Source organism: Streptomyces sp. NPDC003027 (genome assembly GCF_053591435.1).
Map to the genome: position 1 here is coordinate 44539 of NZ_JBSFTU010000019.1, position 20869 is coordinate 65407.

Annotated in this window: 19 protein-coding genes and 6 tRNA genes; 11 read left to right on the top strand and 14 right to left on the bottom strand. The window is 74.2% G+C overall.

Going from position 1 to position 20869, the window contains the following annotated elements; all coding sequences use genetic code 11:
• Positions 1-32: 32 nt before the first annotated feature.
• Positions 33-479, bottom strand: a complete 447-nt coding sequence (locus tag ACWDX6_RS15925) for an SRPBCC family protein (protein ID WP_451485541.1) — start codon at positions 477-479, stop codon at positions 33-35.
• A gap of 83 nt (positions 480-562) precedes the next feature.
• Between ACWDX6_RS15925 and ACWDX6_RS15930 the strand changes: the two genes are divergently transcribed.
• Positions 563-3199, top strand: coding sequence for an SCO7613 C-terminal domain-containing membrane protein (locus ACWDX6_RS15930; RefSeq protein WP_451485542.1), 2637 nt, complete (start codon positions 563-565; stop codon positions 3197-3199).
• A gap of 63 nt (positions 3200-3262) precedes the next feature.
• Here the strand turns inward: ACWDX6_RS15930 and ACWDX6_RS15935 are convergent.
• Both ACWDX6_RS15935 and ACWDX6_RS15940 read right to left on the bottom strand, forming a co-directional pair.
• Positions 3263-3337, bottom strand: a tRNA-Val gene (locus ACWDX6_RS15935).
• A 55-nt stretch (positions 3338-3392) separates the two neighbouring features.
• A complete protein-coding gene (locus tag ACWDX6_RS15940; RefSeq protein ID WP_451485543.1) occupies positions 3393-3815 on the bottom strand; it encodes a TIGR02611 family protein in 423 nt (140 codons plus the stop codon).
• A 190-nt stretch (positions 3816-4005) separates the two neighbouring features.
• Between ACWDX6_RS15940 and ACWDX6_RS15945 the strand changes: the two genes are divergently transcribed.
• Complete coding sequence (locus ACWDX6_RS15945; protein ID WP_015032345.1) at positions 4006-4419, top strand: SsgA family sporulation/cell division regulator; 414 nt, start codon at positions 4006-4008, stop codon at positions 4417-4419.
• A gap of 265 nt (positions 4420-4684) precedes the next feature.
• Positions 4685-5242, top strand: a complete 558-nt coding sequence (locus tag ACWDX6_RS15950) for a CGNR zinc finger domain-containing protein (protein ID WP_451485544.1) — start codon at positions 4685-4687, stop codon at positions 5240-5242.
• Positions 5243-5261: 19 nt separating this feature from the next.
• Here ACWDX6_RS15950 and ACWDX6_RS15955 read toward each other — a convergent pair whose 3' ends face one another.
• Together ACWDX6_RS15955 and ACWDX6_RS15960 are read right to left on the bottom strand one after the other, a co-directional pair.
• Positions 5262-5414: a hypothetical protein gene (locus ACWDX6_RS15955; protein WP_451485545.1), complete on the bottom strand. Its 153-nt coding sequence runs from the start codon at positions 5412-5414 to the stop codon at positions 5262-5264.
• Positions 5415-5529: 115 nt separating this feature from the next.
• Positions 5530-5952 (bottom strand): hypothetical protein, encoded by a 423-nt coding sequence (locus ACWDX6_RS15960; RefSeq protein ID WP_451485546.1) that lies wholly within the window; start codon positions 5950-5952, stop codon positions 5530-5532.
• A 165-nt stretch (positions 5953-6117) separates the two neighbouring features.
• On the opposite strand from ACWDX6_RS15960, the gene ACWDX6_RS15965 reads away from it, so the two are divergent.
• A complete protein-coding gene (locus tag ACWDX6_RS15965) occupies positions 6118-6654 on the top strand; it encodes a DsbA family protein (protein ID WP_451485547.1) in 537 nt (178 codons plus the stop codon).
• On the opposite strand, the gene ACWDX6_RS15970 is transcribed toward ACWDX6_RS15965, so the two are convergent.
• Genes ACWDX6_RS15970 through ACWDX6_RS15980 form a run of 3 tightly spaced genes read right to left on the bottom strand, consistent with a single transcriptional unit; the run spans position 6651 to position 9411 of the window.
• The gene (locus ACWDX6_RS15970) at positions 6651-7490 is read right to left on the bottom strand and encodes an N-acetyltransferase family protein (RefSeq protein WP_451485548.1); all 840 of its coding nucleotides are present in this window, start codon (positions 7488-7490) and stop codon (positions 6651-6653) included. The genes ACWDX6_RS15965 and ACWDX6_RS15970 overlap by 4 nt on opposite strands.
• Positions 7491-7531: 41 nt before the next feature.
• Positions 7532-8362, bottom strand: coding sequence for an aminotransferase class IV (locus ACWDX6_RS15975; protein ID WP_451485549.1), 831 nt, complete (start codon positions 8360-8362; stop codon positions 7532-7534).
• Positions 8359-9411: a chorismate-binding protein gene (locus ACWDX6_RS15980; RefSeq protein WP_451485550.1), complete on the bottom strand. Its 1053-nt coding sequence runs from the start codon at positions 9409-9411 to the stop codon at positions 8359-8361. Before ACWDX6_RS15980 ends, ACWDX6_RS15975 begins: the two co-directional genes overlap by 4 nt.
• Before the next feature lie 255 nt (positions 9412-9666).
• Here ACWDX6_RS15980 and ACWDX6_RS15985 point away from each other — a divergent pair.
• The 5 genes from ACWDX6_RS15985 (at position 9667) to ACWDX6_RS16005 (ending at position 10148) form a co-directional block, all read left to right on the top strand.
• A tRNA-Gly gene (locus ACWDX6_RS15985) sits at positions 9667-9739 on the top strand.
• A 38-nt stretch (positions 9740-9777) separates the two neighbouring features.
• Positions 9778-9851, top strand: a tRNA-Cys gene (locus tag ACWDX6_RS15990).
• Between the two features lies 1 nt (position 9852).
• Positions 9853-9924: transfer RNA gene (locus ACWDX6_RS15995), tRNA-Val, on the top strand.
• Between the two features lie 36 nt (positions 9925-9960).
• Positions 9961-10032 (top strand) — tRNA-Val (locus ACWDX6_RS16000).
• Between the two features lie 41 nt (positions 10033-10073).
• Positions 10074-10148 (top strand) — tRNA-Val (locus tag ACWDX6_RS16005).
• A gap of 69 nt (positions 10149-10217) precedes the next feature.
• Here ACWDX6_RS16005 and ACWDX6_RS16010 read toward each other — a convergent pair.
• From ACWDX6_RS16010 to ACWDX6_RS16020, 3 genes are all read right to left on the bottom strand, one after another.
• Entirely contained in the window at positions 10218-10505 is a 288-nt protein-coding gene (locus tag ACWDX6_RS16010) for a TFIIB-type zinc ribbon-containing protein (RefSeq protein ID WP_451485551.1), read from the bottom strand.
• A gap of 39 nt (positions 10506-10544) precedes the next feature.
• Positions 10545-11474, bottom strand: coding sequence for a phosphotransferase (locus tag ACWDX6_RS16015; protein WP_451485552.1), 930 nt, complete (start codon positions 11472-11474; stop codon positions 10545-10547).
• A gap of 194 nt (positions 11475-11668) precedes the next feature.
• The gene (locus tag ACWDX6_RS16020; RefSeq protein ID WP_403290781.1) at positions 11669-11836 is read right to left on the bottom strand and encodes a hypothetical protein; all 168 of its coding nucleotides are present in this window, start codon (positions 11834-11836) and stop codon (positions 11669-11671) included.
• 615 nt (positions 11837-12451) lie between these two features.
• Here ACWDX6_RS16020 and ACWDX6_RS16025 point away from each other — a divergent pair.
• Both ACWDX6_RS16025 and ACWDX6_RS16030 read left to right on the top strand, forming a co-directional pair.
• Positions 12452-13603, top strand: coding sequence for a serine/threonine-protein kinase (locus ACWDX6_RS16025; protein ID WP_451485553.1), 1152 nt, complete (start codon positions 12452-12454; stop codon positions 13601-13603).
• A 95-nt stretch (positions 13604-13698) separates the two neighbouring features.
• Positions 13699-14823 carry a hypothetical protein gene (locus ACWDX6_RS16030; protein WP_451485554.1) on the top strand — a complete coding sequence of 375 codons (1125 nt, stop codon included), beginning with the start codon at positions 13699-13701 and terminating at the stop codon, positions 14821-14823.
• 24 nt (positions 14824-14847) lie between these two features.
• Here ACWDX6_RS16030 and ACWDX6_RS16035 read toward each other — a convergent pair whose 3' ends face one another.
• From ACWDX6_RS16035 to cobT, 3 genes are all read right to left on the bottom strand, one after another.
• Positions 14848-15666: a TrmH family RNA methyltransferase gene (locus ACWDX6_RS16035; RefSeq protein WP_451485555.1), complete on the bottom strand. Its 819-nt coding sequence runs from the start codon at positions 15664-15666 to the stop codon at positions 14848-14850.
• Between the two features lie 65 nt (positions 15667-15731).
• Complete coding sequence (cobA, locus tag ACWDX6_RS16040; protein WP_451485556.1) at positions 15732-16964, bottom strand: uroporphyrinogen-III C-methyltransferase; 1233 nt, start codon at positions 16962-16964, stop codon at positions 15732-15734.
• 237 nt (positions 16965-17201) lie between these two features.
• On the bottom strand, positions 17202-20777 hold the full coding sequence (gene cobT / locus ACWDX6_RS16045) for a nicotinate-nucleotide--dimethylbenzimidazole phosphoribosyltransferase (RefSeq protein WP_451485557.1): 3576 nt from the start codon (positions 20775-20777) through the stop codon (positions 17202-17204).
• Between the last annotated feature and the right edge of the window lie 92 nt (positions 20778-20869).

Here is a 20869-nt window from a genome sequence, read left to right on the forward strand (position 1 = left end):
GGTTGAACCATACAGGTCCCGGCGGGTGTCCTTCAAACCGGTCGCAGGTGCGCGGCGAGCCCTCGCCGTCCGCCGCGCATCATCAGGGCGTGGTTGGCGCGGAAGAGGGGCCGTGCGGGCACGGCGAGCCGGCGCATCAGGGGGCTGCGGATCTCGACCTCCTGCTCGTAGAGCACGCGGGTGCCGGTGCCGTGCGCGGTGAGGGTCCAGCGGACCCAGCCCTCCAGATCGCCGCTGAGTCCGCCCTCAAGGACGTGGTCGACGGGGTCGCTGTGCCGGGCCTGGACGGTGACGACGAGGTCGTACGGCAGGAAGGAGCGGAAGCGGGCGGTGCCGGTGGTCTCGTCGACGGGGACGACCTCGCGGACCTGGGGCCACCACAGGGGGTAGTCCTCGCCGCGCTCGAGCACGGCGTAGACCGCCTCGGGCGGAGCCGCCAGGCGCCAGACGCTGCGGAAGCGGTAGTGGTACCTGTCCATGCCCCCAGTGTGTACGTACTCAGGCCGGTATCTGAGTACGCGCGCGCATGGTCCGAAAGTGTGTCCGGGGCCACACTCCCGGTATGAACACTCCCTTGCCGCCCGCGGACGAGCTGCGGCTCGTCGATCGCGAGCTGGCCCAACTCGACGCACGGCGGGCCCATTTGCTGGCCCGCCGCGCCTGGCTGCTACAGGTGCCGCACCCGCCCGTCGCGGGCCCCGCGCCGACGGCTCCCTGGGCGGCGGCGCCGCGGCCGGACTCCACGCCACGCAGCGCGCAGAACGTGCTGCTGACCCTCGGCGGGGCCCTGCTGACGATCGCGGCGGTCGCCTTCACCCTGGTGAGCTGGGGCTCGATGGGCATCGGCGGCCGCGCGGCCGTGCTGTTCGCGGTCACGTCGGCGGCGCTCGGCGCCCCGGTCGCGCTGCTGCGCCGGGGGCTCGTCTCCACGGCGGAGGCGGTGACGGCGCTCGCCCTGGCCCTGATGGTGCTCGACGCGTACGCGCTGCACCGGGTGGCGCTGCCGGACACGGACGGCCTGGGGTACGCGGCGGTGGCGTCGGCGGTGCTCGCGGGCGCGTGGACAGCGTACGGTTCGGCGCTCGGACGGCTGCGGATCCCGTTGCCGGTGGCGGTGGTGGCGGCTCAACTGCCGCTGCCGCTCGGCGTGCTGGCGGCGGGCGGGGGTCCGCTCGCGCTGGCCTGGGCGGCCCTCGCGACGGCCGCGGCGGATCTGGTGCCGGCGCTCCGGGCGAAGCCCGTGGCCGTACGGATCACGGCGGGTGTCGGCGGCGGTGTCCTGGCGGGTTGGGCTCTGCTGACGGGTGGCCTGTTGTCGCTGACGTCGGCGGTTCCGGCGGGCGCGCTGCTGCTGGCCGGCGCGGCGGTGGCGCTGTACCTGGCGTGGCGGTCGGCTCCGGCGGCGACGGCGGCCTCGGTGGTGGCGGGTCTCGCGGTGATCGCGGCGGCGGGCGGTGTGCTGCGCCGGGTGCTGCCGGGCGACTGGGAGGTGACGGGGTATGTGCTGTGCGCGGTGGCCGTGGTGTCGGCGCTGCGGTCGGCGGCGCCGCGCGCGGTGAGGCGGGGCCTGGCGAGCGCGGGGGCGGCGGTGCTGGCACTGGGTGTGGCGTGGGCACTGCCTCCGGTGGGGGCGGCGCTGCTGGCTCCGGCGGCGCGGACCACGGAGGTGTGGTCGGGCGTGCACGGGGAGCCGACGCTCTCCTCGTATCCGGCGACTGCCCCGCTGGTCCTGCTGATCGCCGCGGCGGCCCTGAGCGCCGTGCCGCGGCTCTGGGCCCGCTGCGGGGCCCTGTTCCTGGCCTGGGCGGTGCTGACGGTGCTGCCGCTCTCCCTGGACCTGCCGTACGGCGTGACGCTGTCCCTCCAGCTGGGGACGACGGCGGCGGCCCTGTGTCTGTCGGTCCGCCCGGACTTCGTGACGCGCGGACTGCGGGTGCCCTCGGCTGCGCGCCCGTCGGCCGGCGAGGCGGCGACCGGGACGGGCGGCGCGGGACAGGGCTCGGCGCCTTCGGCCGCTCAGGACGGCGGCGACGGCGGACCGGTGACATCGGCCGGGGCTGCGGCCGGCGCCACGGCGGCGACGGCGGCCGGTGGCGACTTCTCCGGCTCGACCGCCGCGGCCGATCAGGCCGGTGGCGGCGTTCCTCCGGCGCCGGCCGCGGCGCCGTGGGGCGGGTGGGGATCCCGGCCGGGTCCGGCCGCCGGGCTCACCGGCCGGGTCTCCGTGCCGCCCCGGGAAGTGGCCGCGCGGAGCGCGCTCGTCTGCGGTCTGGCGTCGGCGTTCGGGGCTGTCGCGGTGGCCCTGGACGCGCGGGGTGCGACGTTCGCGGCGCTGGGTGTGCTGCTCGGCCTGTTCACGGCCGCGTCCTTCCTCGGCGACGGCGCCCGGCGTGCCGTGGCGGCGTGCGTCGCGGTGGGCGCGGCGACCGGGCTCGTCCTCGCCACGGCGGCGGCCGCCGGGCTCCCGGACCGGCACACCGCGCTGGCGCTGCTCGTGGTCCCGGCGGCCACGGCGGCCGTCGGCGCGCGGCTCGGCCGGCACCCGGTCGCGGTGTGCGTGGAGGTCACCGGCGCGGCCGTGGGGCTGCTCGCGGTCGGCCTCGCGGCCTCCGCGCCCGGGGTGCTGGCGCTGGTCCTCGCCCTGGGCGGTGTGGTCGCGGCGGCGACGGCGGTACGTCCGGAGCGGCGCCGGTTCGCCTCGTGGACGGCCGCGGTGCTGTTCCTCCTGGCGACCTGGGTCCGGCTCGCGGCCTCGGCCGTGGAGACCCCCGAGGCGTACACGCTGCCGGTCACCGTGCCCGCGCTGGTGGTGGGCGCGCTGCGCCGCCGCCGCGACGCCGAGGCGTCCTCCTGGACGGCGTACGGCCCCGGTCTGGCGGCGACCCTGGCGCCGAGTCTCTTCGTGGCCTGGACGGACCCGGACTGGGTACGCCCCCTGCTGCTCGGTGTGGCCGCGCTCGGCGTGACGCTCCTGGGCGCCCGCTTCCGGCTCCAGGCGCTGCTGGTGCTGGGCGGCGCGACCCTGGCCCTGGACGGGCTGCACGAGCTGGCGCCGTACGTGGTGCAGGCCGTGGGGGCGCTGCCCCGCTGGCTGCCGCCGGCGTTGGCGGGCCTGTTGCTCCTGGGCGTGGGCGCGACGTACGAGCAGCGGCTGAGGGACGCCCGCCGGCTCCGGGAGCGGCTGAGCCGGATGCGCTGACGGCTGCGAGGGGGAACGCCGAAGGCCCGGAGACCTCTGCGGTCTCCGGGCCTTCGGTCCGGGTGGTGGGCGATACTGGGTTCGAACCAGTGACCTCTTCGGTGTGAACGAAGCGCTCTCCCACTGAGCTAATCGCCCGGGCGCACCGCAAACATTACCGCATGTCAGCGGGTGCGTTCGACCGGCTACGGCGTCACCGGTCGATCTTCCACGGCATGACGAAGCCGACTTTCCAGAGGTAGATCGCGCCGAGCACGGCGATGATGACGAGGCCCACGGTCGTGAGGATGACGTTGCGACGGCGGACCTTGGGGTCGAGGGCGCGCTGGGCGGCCTCGGTCACCTTCCGCTTCGTCCAGCGGAGCACGAGCTGTGCCCAGACGAACTCGGTCGCCCAGATCGCCATGCCGCCGAAGATCACCAGCCAGCCGGGGCCGGGCAGCGGCAGCATCACGATGCCGGTGCCGACCACGGCGAGTCCCACGATGAAGACGCCGACCTGCCAGCTCAGGTGCAGGGTCCGCCGGGCCTTGATGAACTCGGGGGCCCGGGATCCCAGCTCCGGTTCCCCGTCGGCCGCGGACTCCCCGGTGCGCTCGTCACTCTCCGCATTCATGGGCGCCAATCTACCGGATTTGCGGCTCTCACCGGAATGGCCGTATTACCCATAGTTACCCACGCCCATACGAGCTACCTGAACGATCACAAAACAGACAGAGGGGTTTACAACGGCACCGTAGGTGGCATGTCGATTTCGCCGACGTGCGAATCCCCGAGCGCACACTGAGCGAAAGGCCCTGGCGCTTATGAACACCACGGTCAGCTGCGAGCTGCACCTGCGCCTCGTTGTGTCGAGCGAGTCCTCACTGCCTGTACCAGCGGGCCTGCGGTATGACACGGCCGATCCGTATGCCGTGCACGCCACCTTCCACACCGGAGCCGAGGAGACGGTCGAGTGGGTCTTCGCCCGCGACCTTCTCGCCGAGGGGCTGCACCGGCCCACCGGCACCGGCGACGTCCGAGTCTGGCCGTCCCGCAGTCACGGTCAGGGCGTCGTCTGCATCGCGTTGAGCTCTCCCGAGGGCGAAGCCCTGCTCGAGGCCCCGGCGAGGGCCCTGGAGTCGTTCCTGAAGCGGACCGACGCCGCCGTGCCACCGGGCACCGAGCACCGGCACTTCGACCTCGACACGGAGCTCTCCCACATCCTGGCCGACAGCTGAGCCAGCCCGAGAGCCGCACGGCGCCGTCCGACTCGGGGAGGCGGCGCCGCGCGGACAACCCGATACGGCCGACATCGGCGTCCTCACCGCGTAGCCGGCGCGGCGGGGGCGCCGATGCCTTTGCCGGGCTCGCGCCGGCTGGTCACAGCACGGTTTCGGCCCCCTTCCGGCCCGCTTTCGGACCGCTCCCGGCCGCTCGCAACCGAGCCGCTAGAGTCAGCGCAATTCCGCGGGCGCCCGCCCGCAGCCGGCCAGGGAGCGAATCGTGCTGATCCCCCACGACACCCGGATCGCCCTCGACACCGTCGTCGATCTGATGAACACCGCCCCGCAGGGCGACCGTGACGACGAACTCCAGGACCTCCAGGCGCTGCACGCCTTCGTACGGGCCCACGACATCAGCGACGTCAGGGAGCTCAGCGCGAACGACCTCAAGGCCGTGCGGGAGCTGCGCGGAAGGTTCGCGGCCGTCTTCGCCGCGCCGGACGCCCGGATCGCGGCCACGCTCATCAACCAGCTGGTGGCCGCGGCGGGCACGACTCCGCAGCTCACCGACCACGACGGCTACGACTGGCACGTGCACTACTTCGCGCCGGGCGCCTCGATCGCCCACCATCTCGGCGCGGACTGCGGCATGGCGCTGGCGTTCATCGTCGTCGCGGGCGAACAGGAGCGGCTGCGGCGCTGCGAGGCACCGGACTGCGGCCGGGCCTTCGTCGACCTCTCCCGCAACCGCTCCCGCCGCTACTGCGACAGCCGCACCTGCGGTAACCGGCTCCACGTCGCCGCGTACCGGGCGCGCCGCAAGGAAGCGGCCGGCTGAGCCGCCGCGGACCGCCCGCTCACAGCAGGAACAGGTCGTGCACGGCGGCCATCAGAAGCAGACAGCCGATCACCGCGAGGAAGATCATCAGCGGCGGCTGGGAGAGCGCGAACAGGCAGCCGCGCGGCTCTTCGGTGGGTGCGGGGGCATGATCCCGCGAGGTCTCGAGCATGTCGGGGCGATCATGGCGCAGTCCCCGGCCGGGACCACCCGCAACACGCCCCTCGCCGAGGCCGGTTCATTCCATCCCGTGGACGTGCCGCCGGGAGATCCAGGCCGGGCCCGGGTCAGATCCCGTGCTTCTTCAAGATCGCCTCGATGTCGCTGAAGTCGTCCCCGCCCGTGGTGGCCCGCGACGCCGGCGGCGCGCCACGCTGCCCACGCCCGAGCGAGGGAGCCGAAGCGGCGGGCGCGACGGCCCCACCCCGGTCGCCGACCGCCTCCTCGCGGCCGCCTCTGCGCCGCTCGACGGCCCGGGTGGTCGTGAACAGCAGCCACGCCACGCCGAGCACACCGAACCCGGCCCAGGCCACGGGGCTGAAGGCCGTCCTGGCGAGCCACTCGACCGCGCCCGTCATGACCAGACCGACGGGCACGAGGGCGTACGCGGCGATTCTGACCGCGGTGAGGAAGCGCTTGCGGTACGCCGTGATCGCGGCGATGCCCAAGCCTGCCGCGGACACCGCGGAACAGATGGTCTCGGCAAGCATGCGATCCTCCCGGCGCCGTGCGAAACGTCCCTTCCATCCTGCACCGGCGGGACGGCCCGCGGCCATCTTCCGGGCCGACCTCAGGGAGATCTCCGGGTCGCCGGGGCGCGATCTCCTCCCCAGGTCCCGGTTGGGCGAGGCCGCACGGGCTGGAAGACTGCTCCCATGAGTGACTCCACCACCGCGCCCGCCTCCTCCCCCGTCGTCCTGGAGGCATGGTTCGATCTTCAGTGCCCCGACTGCTTCCGCGCCCTCGACGACGTGCGCGCGCTGCGCGAGAAGTACGGCGAGCGCGTCGACGTACGGCTGCGGCACTTCCCGCTGGAGAAGCACAAGCACGCGTACGCCGCCGCCCAGGCCGCCGAGGAGGCGGCCGAGCAGGGCCGGGGCTGGCCGTACGCGGAGGCGCTGCTGGCCAGGACCGCGGACCTCGGCGAGCGGGGCGAGCCCGTGCTGCTGGAGGTGGCGCGCGAACTCGGCCTGGACGCGGAGGAGTTCGACACCGCGTTGATCGACGGCCGGCACCTGCTGGTCGTCGACGCCGACCAGGCGGAGGGCAAGGCGATCAAGGTCACGGGCACCCCCACCTATGTCGTCGACGGGACGCGTATCGACGGCGGCAAGAGCCAGGACGGACTGCGCGAGCGCATCGAGGAGATCGTCGACCGCCTGCTCGCCGACGCCGGCGCGGACACCCCCTAGAGAAGCGGCTTGTAGCTGTTGACGTGCGCGGTGCGGTAGCCCAGCGACTCGTAGAGGCGGATCGCCGGGGTGTTGTCGGAGAAGACGTGGAGTCCGAGCAGGCGCTCCCCGGCGTCGAGGGCGACGCGTTCGGCGAGCAGCATCAGCGCGCGGCCCAGGCCGCGGCCGCGCTGGGCCTCGGCGACCTCGATGTCGTACACGTACGCGGCGGTCCGCCCGGGGCTCAGCTCGCGCCGCCCGGTCCACAGCCGCCCGGCGACCTGCCCGTCGCGTACCACCACATGGATCGCGACGCCAGGAGTGGCCAGGCCACGCGGCAGGTTCTCGCGGTGACTGGCCTCGGCCTTGGCGCGCGCCCGGTCCTCCGGTACGCCGCGCGCGATCCAGCTCCGCGCGTAGTCCTCCTTGGCCTTCGCCTCCCACGGCCCGTACTCCGCCTCGGTCATGGGGCGAATCTCGACGTCCGGCGGGAGCGCGGGCGGCTCCCCCGGCAGCTCCTTGTCCATGTTGCGGCTGCGTTCGACGTAGCCGAGGGCCGTGGCCATCCGCAGGGCCGCCTCGGCGCCGGCGGGGACGGAGATCTGGATCTCGCGGCAGCCCCAGCCGCGGAGCACCTCCTCGGCGGCGAGCGCGGCGACGGTGCCGCGGCCGCGGCGGCGGTCCCTCTCGTCGATGTTCAGATCCTCGATCACACCGGACGCGGCGCCGAAGCCGTGTGCGGTGGTGAGGTGGACGGAGCCGACGCGACGGCTGTTCACGCACACGTCGTAGGTGCGTGAACGGCCGCCGTCGGGGGTCTGCTGGAGCGGCCCGGCCGGCCGCAGGGTGGTGGTCATCAGGGGTGTTGTACCCACCTGACGGCCCTCCGTCATCCGCTTTACTTGAGACGCGGGTCCCGGTCCGCCGCCGCCCGCTCGCCGAAGACCCGCATCGCCTTGGCGGTGACGGGACCGGGCGCGCCGGACAGTTCGCGTCCGTCGACCCGGTGGACGGCCTGGACGTCGCGGAGGGTCGAGGTCAGGAAGACCTCCTCGGCGCTGTCCAGGACGTCCAGCGGGAGGTCGGTCTCCTCGGCGCCGGTCCACTCCACGGCGAGGGCGCGGGTGATGCCCGCGAGGCAGCCGGAGGAGACGGGCGGGGTGTGGATCCGGCCGTCGAGCACGACGAAGACGTTGGAGCCGGTGCCCTCGCAGAGCTGCCCGACGGTGTTGGCGAACAGCGCCTCGGAGGCGCCCTGTTCGCGCGCCCTGGCGAGCGCGACGACGTTCTCGGCGTACGAGGTGGTCTTCAGGCCGGTGAGCGCGGAGCGCTCGTTGCGCGTCCAGGGGACGGTGACGACGGCGGTGGTGTCGGGGCGGCGGCTCGTCTCGCCGAGCGCGACGACGAGTCCGGTGCCGGCGTCGCCGCGTTCGGAGCCGAGCGGGGAGATTCCGCCGGTGTACGTGATGCGGAGCCGGCCGAGCTCCATCGGGTTGGCCTCCAGGACGGCGGCGCAGGCGCGGCGGACCTCGTCGAGGTCGGGGTCGGGCAGGCCCAGGCCGCGCGCGGAGCGGGTGAGGCGCTCCAGGTGCAGGGTGAGGGCGAAGGTCTCGCCGCGCTCGGCCTTGACCGTTTCGAAGACGCCGTCGCCGACGGTCAGGCCGTGGTCCAGTACGGACACCCGGGCTTCCGCCGCGTCGTACAGTCCGCCGTTGACCCAGAGTTTCATCGAGAAATGGCCTTTCCGCTCGCCTCGTACGTGCCCGACGCTACCGCCAGCAGGCGGGACGCCTTCAATTCGGTCTCCGCCCACTCGCGCTCGGGGTCGGAGCCCCAGGTGATGCCCGCGCCGGTGCCGAAGCGGAGCACGCCGTCGGCGCGGTCGATCCAGAAGGTGCGTATCCCGACGGCGAGCTCGGCGGTGCGGCGGTCGGCGTCGACCCAGCCGACGCCGCCGCAGTACGGGCCGCGCGGGGCGGTCTCCAGCGCCGCGATGATCCGCAGGGCGCTGGACTTGGGGGCGCCCGTGACGGACCCGGGCGGGAAGGTGGCGTCGAGCAGCTCCGGCCAGCCCACCGCCGCGTCGAGCTCACCCCGGACGGTGGAGACGAGGTGGACCAGGCCGGGGTGGGGCTCGACGGCACAGAGCTCGGGGACGCTGACGGACCCGGTGGCGCAGACGCGGCCGAGGTCGTTGCGTACGAGGTCCACGATCATCACGTTCTCGGCGTGGTCCTTCTCCAGGAGGTCCTCGGCGGTCCGGCCGGTGCCCTTGATGGGGCCGGACTCGACGGTGCGGCCGTGGCGGCGCAGATAGAGCTCGGGGGACGCGGTGGCGATCTCGACGCCGTGGGCGGGGAGGCGAATCGTTCCGGCGTACGGAGCGGGGTTGCCGCGGGCGAGCAGCGCGGTGAGGGCGTCGACGTCGGCGGTCTCGGGCTCGGGCAGCGGCGCGGACATCACGCGGCAGAGATTGGCCTGGTAGACCTCGCCTCGCGCGATGTGCTCGCGGATCCGCCGGACGCCCGCCGTGTACGCGGCGCGGTCGAGCGAGGACGTCCAGTCACCGGTCGCGGGCCCGCGCCAGGCTCCCGGCACGGGGGCGGGAACGGGCTCCGGCCGCACGTCACCGAAGCGGGCGCAGGTCAGACGGCCTTCGAAGTCCGCGGAGACGGCCCAGAAGCCGGCGGAGTCGAGGGCCTCGGGGTCATGGGTGACATCCCGCAGATCGGTCGCGACGAGGCCGCCGAAGCGGGCCAGGGGAACGAGGTCGTGCACGGGTGCGAGTCTAGGGCGGGCGCGGGGGCGGCGTCGGGGGCGTGCGCGGGGGCGCGTGAGCAGGAGCGGGTGAGGGCGGGGAGGCACGGCGGGAACACGGGGAGTGAACGTGACGGGAACGCTCCCTGACCCCGGGCCGGGCGCCTGGCCAAGCGCGCAGCTCAGCACGCTGCGGAAACGCGTTTTTGTACTGGCCCGGGAATCCGCTAGAGTTCAACACGTCGCCGGGACGCGCAAGCGGACCGGAACCGACAAGCGGACGTGGCTCAGTTGGTAGAGCATCACCTTGCCAAGGTGAGGGTCGCGAGTTCGAATCTCGTCGTCCGCTCGATGTGGGGGATCTTCCCGAACCCCCGTTTCACTCCTGGTGGAGTGGCCGAGAGGCGAGGCAACGGCCTGCAAAGCCGTCTACACGGGTTCAAATCCCGTCTCCACCTCCAAGGACGATTAGCTCAGCGGGAGAGCGCTTCCCTGACACGGAAGAGGTCACTGGTTCAATCCCAGTATCGTCCACTGATCCGTAAAGGATCTTGGTCCGCAAGGATCCCCGCGCGATTAGCTCAGCGGGAGAGCGCTTCCCTGACACGGAAGAGGTCACTGGTTCAATCCCAGTATCGCGCACGCAGTACGACCCCTGGTCCTGTATGGTTCGGGACCGGCCCGCGCGATTAGCTCAGCGGGAGAGCGCTTCCCTGACACGGAAGAGGTCACTGGTTCAATCCCAGTATCGCGCACCACATGAAGAAGCCCCCGGGCGCCTCTGGCAGCCGGGGGCTTCTTCATGTCCTGGGGAGGACCGGGCCTCGTCAGGAGGAGAAGAGCATCCGGCCGAAGCCGCGCTGGCGGTGGTGACCGCCGTGGTGGCCACCGTGGTGCGGGGCGCCCCAGGCGGGGGCCGCGGGGGCGGGCGGGGCCGGGTAGGCCGGCGGGGCGGGGGCGGGCGGGGCCTGCTGGACCCACTGGGACTCGAGCCGGGTCAGGGACTCCAGCTCGCCGTAGTCGAGGAATATCCCGCGACAGCCGCTGCACTGCTCGATCTGGACGCCATTGCGGTTGTACGTGTGCATCGCTGCATGGCACTTGGGGCACTGCATGTCGGCTCAACTCCCTGCCGTTCGGATGAAGCTTTCACTCTATGCGGACGCGGGCGGGGCCAACTCGGTTCGGGCGGCGCCTATTCGGGCGCAGGTGTCGATCATCACCTCCTCGACCTCGTCGAGGGGCCGGTTCTCGGTGGCGGCCTTGGCGAGGGCGAGCGCGGCGGCCTGGACGGTCAGCGCACGGGCGGGGAGGTCCAATGCCGCCCAGGGGTCGTCGAAAGGGGCGGCCGGGCCGCCTTCGGCCTGGTACGCGCCGAGGAACCGGGCCCAGACCTCCGGGGGAAGGATGCCCGCGGCGAACCAGGCGGCGGGGCGGGCCAGGTCCCAGGCGGGGTCGCCCACGCCGAGGTCGTCGACGTCGATGAGGAGCCAGCGTCCGTCGGGCGTGCCCGGTTCGCGGACCAGCTGGCCGAGGTGGAAGTCGCCGTGGCAGAGGAGGCCGGGCGGGGCGGCGGGCGCCTGCGGCACGGTGCTCCAGGCACGCAGCACGGTTTCGACGGCGGAGCGGGGTGCGGCGTCCGCCCGACACATCCGCTCGACGGCCAGGGCGGCCTTGACGGGGGCGCGCATGGGCGGAAGGCCGGCGGGGGGCGCGGTGCGGTGCAGTCGGGCCAGGAGCCGGGCCGCGTCCTCCCAGGGGGCCGCGTCCGGGTCGCCCGGGTCGACGGGCGTGCCGTAGGGCCAGGCGGTGAGAGGGCGGCCCTCGATGGTGCGGTCGGGGCGGGTCAGGGGCGGGAGGAGGACGCCCCGCAGCCGGGCGTCCGCGGCCACCGCGATCCGCGCGCGATGATCCTCGCCACCGGTGCCGGGCGCGTGCGCCTTGAGGACGACAGGACCGTGCCGCACGACGGTGCCGTCCTCGCGGTCGGCGAGGACCGCGTGTGGGCAGGCACAGCGAGCCGTCTCCGCGTGGACGGCTTCGCGCGCGAGGGAGCGCAGCAGGTCGAGATCGGGTGCGAGCACCTGGGGAGCGTACGCCCGGCGGCACAGGTCCTGTCCGGACACGTCTCGCCCGGTCCCGCGACGGGGAGAAGCGCGAGGGCCGGTCAGCTCCCCAGCTGACCGGCCACACGCTGCCGTCCGCCGTACCCCCGTCCCCACGGGGTTGTTGGCCGGATGTCCCGACCCGGGCCGCTCTCCCGGGTCCGGGGCGCCGCTCAGCGCCCCAGCATCACGCCCACGGACGACGCCTGAGTGACCACCGCGTCCCAGCCGCCGAAGACGACCACGAGCAGGGTCGCGAGAGGGAGGACCATGGCGGTCGCCACCAAGGGGTGACGCCGGCTCGAAGGGCGGGTGTTCATCCGCGGTGCCGTGTACGCCATGGGTCCTCTCCTGTCGTGTCTGACAGCGGCGGGTGTCTGACCTCGGGGGACGAGTGCTGCACCCGCCGCTTGCCTCCAACACTAGGGACCGGGCGCCACCGGGACGTCATGCCCGCGTACCGGCTTCCGGGCCTCCCGGAGGATGACCCGCGTCCCCACGGCGTACTCCCCTGGGTGGAGAGGCCGCGTCCGGACTGAGGGTCTTCCCTGAGGGGTGCGGGTGTGCGGCCGGGGCGAGGCCCGGCCTGCCAGGAAAGGGGCCGTTCGGACGAGCGCGCCGGTACGCGTGACTTCGCTCACTTCCACCACCCCTCGCCGGGCCGCCGTGCCCGCCCTCCGGCCCTCCCCGCCGGCCACCGCGTCGCAGGTCCGTGCCGTGCCCACCGGGTCCACGGACCTCTCCGCGCGGGCGCCCGCCATCGGTCGAATCTCCCTGCCGCGTCGGGATGTTGGAAAATCCCGGGGCCGGGGCCGGCGTCGGCGGCGGCGCCCTGACCAACCCTCAAGTGTCCTCCCCAGCACTGACAATCGATCCCTGCGCGAGGGCGCGGCCTATGAGCACACCGGGGCGCCAATACGTAAGCTGTGCCTCGTCGAACGGACGAGGGGACGGACATGGCGATGATGCGGCTCCGGCGCGAGGATCCGCGGGTCGTCGGGTCGTTCCGCCTCCACCGGCGGCTCGGCGCCGGCGGGATGGGGGTCGTGTACCTGGGGTCCGACCGGCGTGGGCAGCGCGTCGCGCTGAAGGTGATCCGGCCGGACCTGGCCGAGGACCAGGAGTTCCGGTCGCGGTTCGCCCGCGAGGTCTCGGCGGCCCGGCGGATCCGCGGCGGCTGCACGGCCCGGCTGGTCGCCGCCGACCTGGAGGCCGATCGTCCCTGGTTCGCCACCCAGTACGTGCCCGGGCCGTCGCTGCACGACCGTGTCGCCGAGGAGGGGCCCCTGCCCGCCGCCGACGTGGCAGCGATCGGTGCCGCGCTGTCGGAGGGCCTGGTCGCCGTCCACGAGGCCGGGGTCGTGCACCGGGACCTCAAGCCGTCGAACATCCTGTTGTCACCCAAGGGCCCCAGGATCATCGACTTCGGCATCGCCTGGGCCACCGGAGCCAGCACCCTCACCCACGTGGGCACGGCCGTCGGCTCCCCCGGCTTCCTCGCGCCCGAGCAGGTGCGCGGCGCGGCCGTCACCCCGGCCACGGACGTGTTCTCGCTCGGCGCCACCCTCGCGTACGCCGCGATGGCCGACTCCCCCTTCGGGCACGGCAGTTCGGAGGTCATGCTCTACCGGGTGGTGCACGAGGAGCCCCAGCTGCACGGCGTACCGGACGCGCTCGCCCCGCTCGTACGGGCCTGTCTGGCGAAGGACCCGGAGGAACGTCCCAGCACGCTCCAGCTCTCCATGCGCCTCAAGGAGATCGCGGCCCGCGAGGCGCAGGGGCTGCCGGCCGCCCGCCCGCCGGCGCAGCGGGAGCGTACGGAGGAGGCGACGGGCAGCCGGCCGACGGAGCGGTACACCGGGCGCACGACGCAGGGGCGGGCGCAGGGCCCGGCCTCGCGGCCCGTCGCCTCGCGAACGGGCGGGCGGCCCGCCCCCCAGTCCCGGCCCAACGGGCGCCCGGTGCCGTCCCGCTCCGGCGCCCGTACCACCTCGACCGGCCGCCGCCCCGCCAATCCCCGGCTGCTGCGTCAGCGGCTCTTCGTCTTCGTGGTGGTCACGCTGGTCGTCGCCCTGGGGATCGCGGCCGCCCAGGCCCTCCAGGGCTGAGGCGACACGCTGCCGGTGTCCGGCAAGGTCACGGCAGCCTTGCCTGCCGTACGACCACGTCGTCCGGAACCGGGAGCGTCCCTACTCTTCCCGAGGTGACGGAACACCACTCGAACGGCCCGCGCGACGAGCGCCGACGCTCGCCCGACCCCACCCGATTCCTCGTCGGCGCCGCTCTCGGAGTGCTCCTTCTCGGTCTGTCCGCGTGGCAGTTCACCGCCGTCCCGGACAGGCTGGCGGACGAGGACGCGTACGCCGCGGCACCGGCCTGTCCGGACGGTACGACGTGGTCGGATCCGTGCACGACGACGGTTCAGGCGACCGTGCGGGGGACGCGGGAGGAGGCACGCGGCAAGGGTCGCCGGCACTTCCTGATCCTCACGGAAGCGGGCTCGGACACCGCGCGCCACGTGCGCATGGGCGGGGCGCCGGGCCCGGTTCTCGCATCCGTGCGCCCTGGGGACGTGGTCACGACGACGTACTGGCGCGGCGAGATCCGCCGGGTGGGGATCGGCGGTGCCGTCGAGGAGACGCATGCGTCACCGCTCGACGATTGGCGGTCGACCCTGGGTATCGGTCTCGCGGCGCTGCCCGTCGGGCTCCTCTTCCTCTGGCTCTCCCTGTGGGCGGGCCCGCGGCTCCCCCGTCGGCGCCCGGCCGAACCGGGAGGTCACCACCCGTGGGCTCTCCCCACCACGCTGTGTCTCGCGGCGGTGCTCCTGGGCGGCGTCGGGTTCCTCGCCGCCGGCATCGGCGACGACGTTCCCGGCGCGCTGCTGATGATGGCATGCGGGGCGCCACCGGCTTTGGCGCTGGGCGGCGTGTGCGTCCTGCCGCTGCGGCGGCGCCTGCGCAGGGCGGAGGACACCAGTGACGTCGTGCCGGTCGGCCCGGACGGGAAGCGGTGCCTGCGGGCGTCGCTGCGAGGAGACGTTCCGTACAGCGTGGACGGGTTCGACCACCTGGTGGTCGGGGACGGGCGCCCGGCCGCCACCCCGGACCCCTGGGGGAACGTCGCCCGCCGGGATCTGCCGGAGTCGCTGACCGTGGAAGGGGTACGGGCGTTCCGGCTCGGCGACGACCCCGACGCCTGGCCCCGCACGTACCAGTTCGACGGCGTCGTCATCACGTGCCGGGACGGCGCCGAGCCGGTCCTCATCGCCACCCGCCGGCGCGACGCCCCGCTGATCCTGGGGGCCTTGCGGGAAGCGTGGGAATGAGCGGCCGCGGTCGGCGGCCGGTCGTCAGTCCTGCGGGCGGCCGCTCGCCACCGCGTAGAAGGCCACGGCGGCCGCCGCGCCGACGTTGAGGGAGTCGACGCCGTGGGCCATCGGGATGCGGACCCATTCGTCCGCGGCGCGCAGGGCCTGCGCGGACAGGCCGTCGCCCTCCGCGCCGAGCATCAGCGCCGCCCGCTCCAGCTTGTGCGGGGCCGCCACGTCGATCGGGGTCGCCTTCTCGTCGGGGGTGAGCGCGAGCAGCCTGAAGCCCGCCTCCCTGACCGCCTCCAGGCCGCGGGGCCAGGTCTCCAGGCGGGCGTACGGGACGGAGAAGACCGCGCCCATGGAGACCTTCACGGACCTGCGGTACAGCGGGTCCGCACAGTCCGGTGAGAGCAGGACCGCGTCCATGCCGAGCGCGGCGGCGCTGCGGAAGATGGCCCCGATGTTGGTGTGGTCGTTGACCGACTCCATGACGGCGACGCGCCGGGCGGTGCTCAGGAGTTCCCCGGCCGTCGGCAGCGGCTTGCGCTGCATGGAGGCGAGGGCGCCGCGGTGCACGTGGTAGCCGGTGACGCGCTCGGCGAGGTCCGGCTGCACGGCGTACACGGGCGCCGGGACCTCGTCGATGACATCGCGCATGACGTCGACCCACTTGGCGGAGAGCAGCATCGACCGCATCTCGTAACCGGCCTGCCCGGCACGGCGGATGACCTTCTCCCCCTCGGCGATGAACAGCCCCTCGGCGGGCTCCCGTCTGCGCCGCAGCTCGACGTCGGTCAGGCCGGTGTAGTCGCGCAGGCGCGGGTCGTCGGGGTCGTCGATGGTGATGATTTCGGCCACGAGGTGATACTGCCTTGTCCGGGATGTGGTGCCAGTGTGTGCGACAGGGGTTCGGTCACCCCTGGTTACTTCACGTGCTTCTGGGGGCCCTCGCTCACGACCGCGCCGATGACGATGACGGCCGGCGGGCGGACCTCCTGGGCCTTGACCGTCTCGGCGACCGTGGCCAGGGTCGCGTCCACCCGGCGCTGGGTGGCCGTGGTGCCCTCCTGGACGAGGGCGAGCGGAGTCTCCGGGTCCTTGCCGTGGGCGATCAGCGCCTCGGCGATCTTCCCGATCTTGTCGACGCCCATCAGGATCACGAGTGTGCCGGTGAGCTTGGCCAGCGACGCCCAGTCGACCAGGGAGCGCGGGTCGTCCGGGGCGACATGGCCGCTGACGACGGTGAACTCGTGCGCCACACCGCGGTGGGTGACGGGGATGCCGGCCGCTCCGGGAACCGAGATCGAGCTGGAGATGCCGGGGACGACGGTGCACGCGATGCCCTCGGCGGCGAGGGCCTGGGCCTCCTCCATGCCGCGGCCGAAGACGAACGGGTCACCGCCCTTGAGCCGCACGACCGACTTGCCGGCCTTGGCGTGCTCGATGAGCGCGTTGTTGATGGCCTCCTGGGCCATGAAACGGCCGTACGGGATCTTCGCCGCGTCGATCACCTCGACGTGCGGGGGCAGTTCATCGAGCAGGTCACGCGGGCCGAGGCGGTCGGCGATGACCACGTCGGCCTCGGCGAGCAGCCGGCGGCCGCGGACGGTGATCAGGTCGGGGTCGCCGGGGCCGCCGCCGACGAGGGCGACGAAGGAGGTACGGGAGCGGTGCTGCGGGGCCGCGATGGAACCGTCCCGCAGGCCCTCGACGATGGCGTCGCGCACGGCGGCGGAGCGGCGGGGGTCGTGGCCGGTGAGGACCGCGACGGTCACGCCCTCGCTACGGCCGGTGGCCGGGGTCCAGGCGGTGGCCGCCTCGGCGTCGTCGGAGCGCACGCACCAGGTCTTGGTCCGCTCGGCCTCGGCGGAGGCGGCGGCGTTGGCGACGGGGTCGCTGGTGGCGACGAGCGCGTACCAGGCGTCGGCGATGTCCCCGTCCTCGTAACGGCGCTTGACCCAGGTGATCTCGCCGGCCTCCGCCATGGCCTCGACGGACGGGGTCGCGGACGGGGAGATCAGGGTCACGTCGGCGCCGGCGGCGATGAGGGCGGGGAGCCTGCGCTGGGCGACCTGGCCACCGCCGAAGACGACGACGCGACGGCCGGAGAGGCGGAGCCCGACGGGGTAGGCGGGGTGCTCGGGGTGCTCGGCCATGGGTGTGCGGCTCCTCGGAGGGCGATGCGTGGGCGGGGCCGCTGCGGCGGTGAAGCGGCTGGTGGGGCGCGGTTTCTTCGACCTTGCCCCACGATATCGGTCACCGGCGGTGGGCGGCCTGTGACCCATGTCCCTCCGCGCTCGCGGACGGTCCGCCGGGGTCTCCCCCGGCGGACCGCCGACGCCGGTGGCAGGGGCGGCGAAGCCGCGAACCGCCGCGCCGCCCCCGGGCCGGGACTACTTCTCCGTCACGCCCGCCGAGTCGAACGTCGCGACCTCGTGCATCGCGCGGGCCGCGCTCTGGACGATGGGGAGGGCCAGGAGCGCTCCCGTGCCCTCGCCGAGACGCAGGTCGAGATCGACCAGGGGGCGCAGACCGAGCTTGTTGAGAGCGGCCACATGGCCCGGCTCCGCGCTGCGGTGCCCCGCGATGCAGGCGGCCAGGGACTCGGGCGCGATCGCCCGGGCCACCAGCGCCGCCGCGCCCGTCGAGACACCGTCGAGGACGACCGGGGTGCGCAGCGAGGCCGCGCCCAGGATCAGACCGACCAGCGCCGCGTGCTCCAGGCCGCCGATCGCCGAGAGGACACCGATCGGGTCCGCCGGGTCCGGCTGGTGCAGGTCGAGGGCGCGGCGGACCACGTCCACCTTCCGCGCGTGCATCTCGTCGTTGATGCCGGTGCCGCGGCCGGTGACCTCCACCGGATCGACCCCGGTGTACACCGAGATCAGCGCCGCCGAGGCCGTCGTGTTGGCGATGCCCATCTCACCGGTCAGCAGCGCCTTGTTGCCCGCCGCCACCAGGTCCCGCGCGGTCTCGATGCCCACCTCGATCGCGGCGAGCACCTCCTCCCGCGTCATCGCGAGACCGGTCGTGAAGTCGCCCGTACCGGCGCGGACCTTGCGGGGCAGCAGCCCCGGCGTGGCCGGCAGGTCGGAGGCGACGCCGACGTCGATGACGCAGACCTCCGCGCCGACCTGGTTGGCGAAGGCGTTGCAGACCGCGCCGCCGCCGAGGAAGTTCGCGACCATCTGGCCGGTGACCTCCTGCGGCCAGGCGGTGACGCCCTGGGCGTGCACCCCGTGGTCGCCCGCGAAGATCGCGACGGCCGCGGGCTCCGGGATCGGCGGCGGGCACATCCGGGAGAGCCCCGAGAGCTGTGCGGAGATGATCTCCAGCATGCCGAGCGCCCCCGCGGGCTTGGTCATGCGCTTCTGCCGTTCCCACGCCTCGCCGAGCGCCTTGGCGTCCAGCGGGCGGATGTGGGAGACGGTCTCCTGGAGCAGGTCGTGCGGCTCCTCGCCGGGCAGGGCGCGGCGGCCGTACGTCTCCTCGTGGACGACCCAGGACAGGGGGCGGCGCTTGGACCAGCCCGCCTGCATCAGCTCGGGCTCCTCCGGGAACTCGTCGACGTAACCCACGCAGAGGTACGCGACGACTTCGAGGTGCTCGGGCAGGCCGAGGGCGCGGACCATCTCGCGCTCGTCGAAGAAGCTGACCCAGCCGACTCCGAGGCCCTCGGCGCGGGCGGCGAGCCAGAGGTTCTCGACGGCGAGGGCCGAGGAGTACGGCGCCATCTGCGGCTGGGTGAAGCGGCCCAGCGTGTGACGCCCGCCGCGGGTGGGGTCGGCGGTGACGACGATGTTGACCGGGGTGTCGAGGATGGCCTCGATCTTCAGTTCCTTGAACTGCTTCGCCCGTGCCTTCGGAAGCGACTGGGCGTACGCCTCGCGCTGGCGCTGGGCGAGCTCGTGCATGCTCCGGCGGGTCTCGGCGGAGCGGATGACGACGAAGTCCCAGGGCTGGGAGTGGCCGACGCTGGGGGCCGTGTGGGCGGCCTCCAGGACCCGGAGCAGCACCTCGTGCGGGATCGGGTCGGAACGGAAACCGTTGCGGATGTCCCGGCGCTCGCGCATGACGCGGAGCACGGCCTCGCGCTCGGCGTCGGCGTAGCCGGGGGCGGGCGCGGGGGCGGCCTGGGCCTCGTCGGCGGGTTCGGCGTCGGGGAGGGGCTCGGCGTCGGCGGTGGCGGTGGCGTCGGGGACGGGTTCGGCCACGACCTCGGCGGTGGCGGTGGCGTCGGGGACGGGTTCGGCGGCCGGTGCGGGCTCGGCGGCGGCGGCCGGCTCTGCCACGACCTCAGCCGGCGCGGGCGCGGGCTCTGCCACGACCTCAGCCTCAGCGGCCTCGGGCTCAGGCTCAGCCTCAGCGGCCTCGGGCTCGGCCTGGACCTCGGCTACCGGCTCGGGTGCGGGCTCCGGCTCGGCGTCGACCGCCGACTCGGGCTGCTCCGCCTCCGCCTGACCCTCCGCCTCGATCTCGGGCTCGGGCTCGACGATCGGTTCGGCCGCGGCCTCGACGGACTCCGCCTGCGCCTGGGCCTCTGCGACAGCCTCGGGCTGTTCCTCCGCCGACTCGGCCACGGTCTCGGCCCGAACGGCCTCCTCCGCCACCGGGAGCTCCTCGACCACGGCCTCGACCACAGGCTCGGGCTCAGGCTGAACGGCAGGCTCGGGCTGGGCCTCGGCCTCCGGCGCACCCGCCGCCTCCGCCGCGGGCTCCCCCTCCCGTGGGGCGGGAACGGTCGCCACCGGCGCCTCGGGCTCGGCCACGGGCTGGGACTGCTCCGCCTCTGCCTCGACGGCCGGCTCCGCCGCCTCGGCGACCGGCGTCGGCGCCAGGTGGGGGGTCGTCGGGACGGTGCCCTCGACCTGGACGAAGTGACCGACCGTTTCTGCGGGGGCCGGCGCCGTCTCGGGCGCGACGGACTGCGGGGGCTGCGGGTCCCACGGCACAGCGCCCTGCGGCGCGGCCTCGCCGAACTGGCTGCCGCCCGACGACGCGGACCGCGGGTCCTGCGGGACATCGAGGTACTCGGGGCCGGTCGTCGGCGGGCCCTCCACGCGGGTCGGCATCGGAGCCGGCGCTGCCGCCATGGCGGCCGGAGCGGGCTCGGGAGCCGGAGCCGGAGCGGGCGCGGCGGCCGGTGCCCCGGCCGGGCCGCGGTCGGCCAGCGAGCGCACCACTCCCCCGGAGTTGTCCGGCACGGGCGGGCCCATGTGCAGCGGGCGGCGCGCGGTGGGGGCGGCGGCATGCGGCGGCATGCGGACGCCGCTGAGGTCGACGGAGCCGGAGTCGCGGCCGGCCGCCTCGTGGGCGCCGGTGTCGAGGACACCGGGTTCGTAGCCGTGGTGGGTGGCGACCTGCTCCTGCGACGCCGTCTCCACGCCGTGCGCGGGAGTGGCGACCGCCTGGGCCGCGCCCGCAACCCCGTGCGCCGGAGTCCCGACGCCCTCCGCACCCGCCGGAACACCGTGCCCCGGAGTCGCGAAGGCCTCCGCGCCCGCCGGAACGCCGTGCGCGGGGGTGGAGACGCCCTGCGCGGGGAACTGCCCGGGGGCCTCCTCGGTGGGCACGCCGTGCGGTGGGGTGGAGAGGGGCGTCTGTACGGCCTGCTGGGCGTGCGGGACCTGGCCCATCGGGGTCTGGGCGGCGAGTGCGTCGGCGAGCGGTCCGGCCAGGGGGTCGGTGAGGGGGTCCACCGTCGGATGCTGCCCCGACGCCTGGCCCGGCACCGCCGGCTGGGGCCCGGCGGAGGGCGCTACGGCGACGGGCGCCGCCGGAGCCACGCCCGGCTGGTGCTCGCTCCACGCGCCCTGCGCGCCCGGCATGAGCAGCAGGTCGTCTTCCTCGGCTGCGTTCTCGGAGGGGTCCAGGAAGGTGTACGCGCCCGGAGCGGGGATGCCCGGCTGCTCGACCATGCCTGCGTTCTCCGGCAGCCCCTCGCCCGGGACCTGGCCGGTGTCCGTCATGCGTACCCCTCGCCCATCGCTTGTGCTCCTTCAGACCTTCACCCGTCAACAACAACGAGCGTGCGCGCCGCGCGGCACGAATGACGCGCGGA